7 protein-coding genes are annotated in these 6,338 nt (G+C 65.3%); 3 read left to right on the top strand and 4 right to left on the bottom strand.

The features are described from left to right. The 3 genes from E0W78_RS14880 to E0W78_RS14865 all read left to right on the top strand — a co-directional run. The coding region (locus E0W78_RS14880) for an MFS transporter (RefSeq protein ID WP_131404717.1) at nt 1-1,153 on the top strand (1,153 nt) is incomplete at its 5' end. Nucleotides 1,154-1,256: 103 nt separating this feature from the next. Then, a complete protein-coding gene (locus E0W78_RS14875; RefSeq protein WP_131404716.1) occupies nt 1,257-2,360 on the top strand; it encodes an alkene reductase in 1,104 nt (367 codons plus the stop codon). 752 nt (nt 2,361-3,112) lie between these two features. After that, nucleotides 3,113-3,508 (top strand): hypothetical protein, encoded by a 396-nt coding sequence (locus tag E0W78_RS14865; RefSeq protein WP_131404715.1) that lies wholly within the window; start codon nt 3,113-3,115, stop codon nt 3,506-3,508. 55 nt (nt 3,509-3,563) lie between these two features. Here E0W78_RS14865 and E0W78_RS14860 read toward each other — a convergent pair whose 3' ends face one another. The 4 genes from E0W78_RS14860 to E0W78_RS14845 form a co-directional block, all read right to left on the bottom strand. Next, nucleotides 3,564-3,851: a hypothetical protein gene (locus E0W78_RS14860; protein ID WP_207392779.1), complete on the bottom strand. Its 288-nt coding sequence runs from the start codon at nt 3,849-3,851 to the stop codon at nt 3,564-3,566. A 205-nt stretch (nt 3,852-4,056) separates the two neighbouring features. Next, nucleotides 4,057-4,326: a hypothetical protein gene (locus tag E0W78_RS14855; RefSeq protein ID WP_131404713.1), complete on the bottom strand. Its 270-nt coding sequence runs from the start codon at nt 4,324-4,326 to the stop codon at nt 4,057-4,059. 125 nt (nt 4,327-4,451) lie between these two features. Next, nucleotides 4,452-5,546, bottom strand: coding sequence for an XRE family transcriptional regulator (locus E0W78_RS14850; protein ID WP_131404712.1), 1,095 nt, complete (start codon nt 5,544-5,546; stop codon nt 4,452-4,454). Then, nucleotides 5,543-6,289 carry a hypothetical protein gene (locus E0W78_RS14845; protein WP_131404711.1) on the bottom strand — a complete coding sequence of 249 codons (747 nt, stop codon included), beginning with the start codon at nt 6,287-6,289 and terminating at the stop codon, nt 5,543-5,545. The genes E0W78_RS14850 and E0W78_RS14845 overlap by 4 nt, the downstream gene beginning before the upstream one ends. Nucleotides 6,290-6,338: the final 49 nt, after the last annotated feature.

Here is a 6,338-nt window from a genome sequence, read left to right as displayed (position 1 = left end):
GCCCTCGCCGCTGTACCCGGTCTACGCCGATGCCTGGCACCTCACACCCGTCATGCTGACCGGTGCGTTCGCGATCTACGTCATCGGACTGCTGCTCGCCTTGCTGTCCGCAGGGTCGCTGTCCGACTACGTCGGACGGAAGCCGGTCTTGATTGCCGGCACCCTCGGGACCGTCGCGTCCATGGCACTGTTCGTGATCGCCGACGACTATGTGATGTTGATGATCGGTCGGGCGCTGCAAGGACTGTCCGTCGGACTGCTCCTCGGCACCCTTGGGGCGACGCTGCTGGACCACTCACTCGAACGCCGCCCCGCTCTCGCCGGTGTTCTGAACGGCGTGACTCCGCCGACCGCCCTCGGCGTCGGTGCCTTGTCCAGCGGATTGCTGGTCCAATGGGGGCCGGCTCCCGAGCAGCTGATCTACATCCTTTTCGGCGTTCTGATGCTTGTCCTGGCGTTACTGCTGTCTCTGATCCCGGAGACCGTCACCAAGCAGCCGGGCGCGATCCGCTCGCTCCTCCCGGCCATGCGCGTACCAGCAGGCTCGAGGCGGCTGCTCCGCGATGTCTCGGGCGCGCTCATCGCGAGCTGGGCGCTTGCGGGGCTCTACCTGTCGCTCGTGCCGTCGCTGCTCACGGGGGTGTTTCACATCGACAGCCACTTTGTCCCAGGCGCGATCATCGCGATCTTCGCCACGTGCGGAGCGCTCACGGGGTACCTGCTGCAAAAAATGGATCCCCGCCGCGAGCAGACCATCGGTGTCATCGCGCTCATCATCGGTCCCGTCGTGTCCGTGGTCTTTGTCATCATGGGCGTGCTACCGGGCATGGTCCTTGGCACGGCGATCGCCGGCATCGGATTCGGGGCCGGTTTCCAGTCCGGGTTACGGATGCTCCTCGCAACCGCCTCGCCGGACCATCGCGCCGGGCTGCTCTCCACCATCTACGTAATCAGTTACCTCGCGTTCGGCCTTCCGAGCGTGATCGCGGGCCTCGTCGATCCGTACACCGGACTCGTCGCGGCGTTCACCGGCTACGGCGTCCTCGTCGTTGCCGCGGCCCTCGTCGCCCTCATTTTGCAGATGGGCTCGCACGATCCAGTGGAAGCAGAAGCCGCCGCGGCCGCCGAGGCCCTGGAAGCCGAAGCCCACTAGGCACACCCCACACCCCACGCCCCACACCCCACTGGCGGGACGCTCTAAGCCGTCCGGCATCGAGCTTTCCGCAGCTCCACGACCGCCTTCCCGAGGAAACTTCATGTCCCTGAACTCGCCTACCGCGCTCGGATCGCTGAGCCTGCCCAACCGATTCGTAATGGCACCCATGACCCGCAGTCGCGCATCGGCAGACGCGCTCATTCAGCCGACAGCGCCTGCCTACTACCGCCAGCGCGCGAGCGCTGGTCTGATCATCTCCGAGGGCATCGCAATAAGCCCCTACGGTGTCGGCGGTCCCGGCATCCCGGGCCTGTGGAATCAAGCCCATGTCGACGGGTGGCGCGAGGTCACCCGCGCTGTGCACGACGCCGGCGGACGGATTGTCGCGCAACTCTGGCATGTGGGGCGCGCGTCGCACCCTTCCTTGGTCCCCGGCGGCGCGCAGCCGGTCGGACCATCCGCGATCGCGAGCAGCTTCAAGATCTTCGCGGCCGAAAAACGGGTCGACCACGTCGTCCCTCGCGCCCTCGATGAGGGCGGCATCCAGGAACTGATCGGCCAGTATGCTGCCTCCGCCCGACTCGCTATGGATGCGGGGTTCGACGGCGTGGAGATTCACGGTGCCAACGGATACCTGATCGATCAGTTCCTGCATGCGTCCGCGAACGCGCGCACCGATGAGTGGGGCGGCTCGCCCGCGGCCCGGGCCCGGTTCGCCCTAGAGGTTGTGCGCGCGGTGATTGAGGAGGTCGACCCGGATCGGACAGGGTTGCGACTCTCGCCATCGAGCTCGTTCAACGACATGGCAGATGCCGAACGCCCCGCTGTTTTCACCGAGCTGCTAGACCAACTCACCCCGCTCGACTTGGCATACGTGCATGTTCTCGAGCCGGGCGTCGTGGGTGACGGGGCACTGCCGGCTGAGGAAGCTGACGTGCTCAACTCGGAATGGTTTCGGTCTCGCTACTCCGGCAAGATCATCAGCGCCGGCGGCCACACGCGAGCGAGCGCGGAGCAGGTCTTGGACGAAGGGTGGGCGGACGCGGTCGCCTTCGGTCGCCTCTTTCTCGCCAACCCTGACCTGCCGTACCGCATCATGACCGACGCGCCGCTCAACGAGCCGGTCCGCGCGACTTTCTATGGCGGTGGTGAAGAGGGTTACCTCGACTACCCATCCCTCCACGATGACGATCGGCTGCGCTGATCGCTGCGCCGGGGAAACTACGCAGATCGGCGCTGCTGGTGTTCGAGGGATCAACAGCGGGCCGCTCGAACGAACCGGACGGGGCCATCGGCCTCGGTCTGAATCTCCGAGCGCGCTAGTGGGACCTAACGGGCTGCTAGTTCGCAGGCTCTATTGGGCTCACCCAGGACAGCGAGTCGGGGGAGTGGTCCAACAGTGACACCACCCGCTACAGCGTCAAGACGTTCAAGACCCTCGCCACTCGAGCGAGCGACCTGCAGTCGGGGGAGAAGGTCATCGTCACCGGGGCGATCGTCACCGAGACCTGGACCGACCAGACCAACCAGAAGCCCCGTTACAAGCAAGTCATCCTCCCCGACGCCATCGGCCGCAGCATCTAGGCTTCCCAAGCGGGGGAGGGGCCGCAGGCATCGAGCCCGCGACCCCTCTCGACGTCGTTGTCCAGCCGTAAACGATGCACAGTCGACCGATTCGCCGGACAGCCACCCGCGCCGGTGCCAGGATCTGGACTGGCCCTCACCTGCCACCCCGACAGGTGAGGGCCACCCTGTGCGCCCAATGAGCCGCGCGTCTCAGCCCGCGGAGGGGTAGTCACGACCCGGTCCTGCGCGGCACACTCAGTCCGATGTGTTTCGTCTGGGGGTTCGCGCTCGCTGGCTGCGTGGGTGTGGCGATAGTCGTGGCCGTGCCGCGCGGTCCCTGGGACTGACCGCGACGGAACCGGCCCGTGTGGGAAGGCGGGAGGAGTGGGCATGATCAGTGATTCACCGCGGATCACCGCAACGTTCTACACCGACGGTCAGACGATCATCACGATCGCTGGCGTCTTCAAGCGCTACTCCACCAGTGAGCAGGCCATGCGCGAGGTCGCGAACCTGGCCACTCCCGACAACCTCGGCCGCCCCTTGATCGTCCGGGTCCTCTCCGCCAACGGGAGGAGGATCGAGCTGGTCGCCACCACCGAACGGACCTTCTACGACGAATCCAGCCCGGGCTGGCGCTACACGCCCGAACAGATCGGCACCCTCGTCACGGCCTTGGCCGCCGTCATCGAGGAGCCCGCGCCCGGCCCGGTCGCCCCGGGGCGGCGGGCTGCCGGGATGCTGCTGGGGCCGGACCCGCTTCTGTCGCCCCTGCCGCCGGCCTGACGGAACGAACGGTTCGTGACCGGGCCAACATCCGACGCCTGGCCGCGCCACGAGGCTACTGCTCTGCGGTGGTTCGGGCGGTCAACCGGTCATGGCGCTGCTTGGCAGCCTGAGCGGTCCCCAACCCCAGCCCGAACGCAATGTCGGCCCACGTCATCCCGCGCGAACGTGCAGCGGTCTGCAGTCCCAGCTCGAGCTCGTCCAGCTCGGCGCGGACCAGCGGCACCAAGGTCAGCGCCGCTGTCAGGTCCTCAGCATCGACCTCGCACTCCTCATCGAGATACGACGCGCCCCCGCTGGTGAGCAAGGCCACGAGCCGGACCGCTTCGACCGGCGACACCATGCGTGGATTCGATTGCCGGGCACGAGCCTGCGAAGAAGCGCCATGACGCTCGGCGATTCGGCTCAGAGCGAGGTAGGTCCGTTCGGCTCGCAACTGACTTGGACTGGACGGAGTCAGAGACATACCTGCAGGATGAAGCAGCAACGCGACGTTTTCAACTACCCGTTGATCTGCGGGCGAGTGGTGGCACCACGGGAGGCGCAGATCAGGAGGGGGTGAAGACCTGAACGACCCTCGCCTCGAACGCCTTCCGAGCCGCGTTCCCTGCCTGCTCGAAGTTCGTGCACGGTTCTGTCTCAAGTAGCGTGCTTGCACCGAACCGGACCCCACCGCGCCACAGCTCTGGGTCCAGGTCGTCACACACGACGACCACGGTCATGCTGAGCGGAATCGTCTCAAGGGTCCACGTCGCGCCCGGCTTCACCTGCTGGTGATTGATCTCCCGACTGGTCTTATGAATGCCGATGTCGGTCATGAGCCGAACCTATGGGCTCCCGCTGACACGCCTAGTCCCGTCGACTATCTGACATAACGATCACTATCGGCGGTCGTCACGCGGCGCTGCGGCCAGGACGGCGTCTAGGCGCGACGCAGAGGTTGCTATAGAGCGCCGAACTCGATTCGTGGCTTCTCCGCGGTCGCGGCGTCGATGATCTGTTCCGCGATCTCCGGGACGATCCGGCCCGAACAGAGGACGGCTTCGAAGTCGATTCCATTGTCGATCATTAGGGAGCGCGCCATCCCGAGCAGCTTCGGGGACTCGGCGGGACCGAGCGGTCCAGGCTCAGGGAGGCCCCACTGCGAGAGTTGCTGGTTGGCGCGCCGATACGACGCGTCGGACATGATGCCCAACGTCTTGGATCTATAGACCAGCGCGCGCAGGCTGACTCCCCAATGCTTCTTCAGCTCATGTAGGTGAGGCCAATCGATCCTGCGCGGGAGCTGATCGATGATCTCGCTCCGAGGCATGAGGAACTCGGCGGCGAACGCATGCGCCTGGAGCTCCACGATTCTTGACCCGGGGTCGGTATCGGGGTGTAGGACTAGGTGGCCCAGTTCGTGAGCTGCATCGAATCGCCCCCGTGCTTTGTCGCTAGCTCGAGGACTCAGGAAGACCAGCGGTCGTGCCCCAGCATAGGTTGAAAACGCGTCGACTTTCGGATCGGTCGCGGCGGGCAGACGCATAGTGATTATTCCGTTGGCCTCAAGGAGCTGCACGACCGAACCGACTGGTCCTAGAGGCACCCGCCATGCAGTCTTGACTTCGCCAACAATCTTCTCGATGTCATCAGTTTCGATCTGCTCGGGAACGGTCACGTCGGGCAGGCGGACGGGGGGCAAGTCGACGTACTGGTCGATCAGGCTGACCAGCTCCAGGCACAGCTCGCCGAAGGCGAGGGCTTGCTCACGCGAGGTCGCGCTAGTTGAGCGCAACGATCGAAAGTGTGCGGATGCTGCGGGAAGCAACGTGACGGGGCGCCCCGCGCCGAAGAAGTCGCGTGGCAATCCGAGAGCTAGACAGAGACTGGCCAGAGTTGCTTGTGTCGGCCGTCCCCCCTTCTCGTACTGAGCGATTGCTGTTGGTGTGACCCCGATTTGCCTAGCCAATGCGGTCTTCGTCATACCGCGCAGTCGCCTCGCGACAGTGAGCCGAGAGCCCTCGAAGTCGCTCGATGCTGCTGGTCCGTGATTCATGCGTTGCCCTCAGACGCCGGACGAGGCTTGATGGCGATCGCCGGCTCGACCGCGGGCTGGGTGTCGAAACGGGGCCCCTCGGGCATGTCGGCGTTGGAGCGAACGCGGCCCTTCTCATCGTCGTCGTGCCAAAGTTCCACCTGAGCAGCGAAGGGCCGAATGCCCATGACCGGCACGGTCAGGTGGGCCCCGGTCTTCGGGCTGTCTTCCTCGCCGGCCCACACCAGGAGGAAGTTGCGAACCAACGTGGGGTCGTACGGATCGTCCGCGAAGGTGAGTTGATCGAGATCGTCTGATCGAATCCCGTTCAAGGCATAGGTGTTTGCGACGGCCATCTCATGGCGCACGTCGCTCTGACTGGCCCAACGGGGGAATTGGCTGAACGAAGGGCGGCGCCCGAGGTTCGGCGGAACCTTCATGAGCAGGATGCGTCGGTTGCCGTGCGTGAGTGTGAGTGCGTTCTTGATCAGTTCTACCTGCAGACCGGGGATCTGCCAGTGATCCTCGACGGCCTCACGCTCGTCACGACGGTAGCGCCGCAGCGCCAGAGTCTTGAGGTTCTCCACGCAGTTTTGGCCGAGTGACAGGGCGGTGTCGCCCGCAACGTCGGGCTCGTGGCGGTCGATGTTCTGCGACCACACATCCCCGACGAGGTCACGAATCGGTTCGATGGCGCCAATCCGCGTCAGATCAGCCCGGAACAGATCGAGCGCCTCGGCGGCGGCCTCCTGTGCACTCTGCATGGTGGAACTAAAGCATATGCGCGCACAATGCGCAACGAACACGCTCTCA

Origin of the sequence: Aeromicrobium sp. IC_218 (assembly GCF_004336805.1) — a bacterium.
In the GTDB taxonomy this organism is placed as follows: Bacteria; Actinomycetota; Actinomycetes; order Propionibacteriales; family Nocardioidaceae; genus Aeromicrobium.
Note: the sequence above shows the minus strand (reverse complement) of the source record. Positions and strands in the feature narration are given on the sequence as shown.

Excerpts from the sequence above, each read along its gene's own strand:
- E0W78_RS14875 (WP_131404716.1), top strand. The coding sequence starts at position 1,257 with ATGTCCCTGAACTCGCCTACCGCGCTCGGATCGCTGAGCCTGCCCAAC.
- E0W78_RS14865 (WP_131404715.1), top strand. The coding sequence starts at position 3,113 with ATGATCAGTGATTCACCGCGGATCACCGCAACGTTCTACACCGACGGT.
- E0W78_RS14860 (WP_207392779.1), bottom strand. The coding sequence starts at position 3,851 with ATGGTGTCGCCGGTCGAAGCGGTCCGGCTCGTGGCCTTGCTCACCAGC.
- E0W78_RS14855 (WP_131404713.1), bottom strand. The coding sequence starts at position 4,326 with ATGACCGACATCGGCATTCATAAGACCAGTCGGGAGATCAATCACCAG.
- E0W78_RS14850 (WP_131404712.1), bottom strand. The coding sequence starts at position 5,546 with ATGAATCACGGACCAGCAGCATCGAGCGACTTCGAGGGCTCTCGGCTC.
- E0W78_RS14845 (WP_131404711.1), bottom strand. The coding sequence starts at position 6,289 with ATGCAGAGTGCACAGGAGGCCGCCGCCGAGGCGCTCGATCTGTTCCGG.